Annotated in this window: 1 protein-coding gene; it reads left to right on the top strand. The window is 75.9% G+C overall.

Going from position 1 to position 692, the window contains the following annotated elements; translation table 11 throughout:
* A partial coding sequence (locus ACLEQD_RS44770) for a beta-ketoacyl synthase N-terminal-like domain-containing protein (protein WP_410391975.1) occupies window positions 1–692 on the top strand: 692 nt, incomplete at both ends.

Here is a 692-nt window from a genome sequence, read left to right as displayed (position 1 = left end):
CCGCCCTGGCCGGCCTCCCGGCCGCGGCGGAGCTGGACGGCTTCATGCTCGCGGACGCCCTGAAGTCGCTCCCCGAGGGGCCGGGCCGCTCCTGGAGAAGGTCCGCCGCCTGGCCCTGCGCGCGCCGCGCTCCATCGAGTGCTCCACCTTCAGCGCCCTGGAGGCGTGGCTGGACGCGGGGCTGCACACCGCGCCCGTGCCCGCGGAGCGCGTGGGGCTCATCGTCGCGGGCAGCAACCTGTCGCCGCGGCTCCAGCACGACACGGCGAAGAAGTTCGCGGCGGGCCCGGAGTTCATCGACCCGCGCTACGCGATGCGCTTCCTGGACACGGACCACGTCGGCGTCCTCAGCGAGGTGCTGGGCCTCCGGGGCGAGGGCTTCACCGTGGGCGGTGCGTCCGCCAGCGGGAACGTGGCCCTGCTCAAGGCGTGGCAGCTGCTCCAGCTGGATGAAGTGGACGCCTGCGTGGTGGTGGGGCCCCTGGCGGACCTGTCCCCCATGGAGCTGCGGGCGCTGCACCACCTGGGCGCGCTGAGCCCGGGCGGCGGCCGCGAGGCGGACCAGGTGTGCCGGCCCTTCGACGCCGGGCGCGACGGGTTCGTGCTGGGGCAGGGGACGGCCTGTGTCGTCCTGGAGCGCGAGGACTCGGCGTCGAGGCGCGGGGCGCCGATGCACGCGGAGCTCGCGGGGG

Origin of the sequence: Corallococcus sp. 4LFB (assembly GCF_046520365.1) — a bacterium.
Lineage (GTDB): Bacteria > Myxococcota > Myxococcia > Myxococcales > Myxococcaceae > Corallococcus > Corallococcus caeni.
The sequence above is the reverse complement of the archived record's forward strand: the minus strand, read 5'-3'. Positions and strand labels throughout refer to the sequence as shown.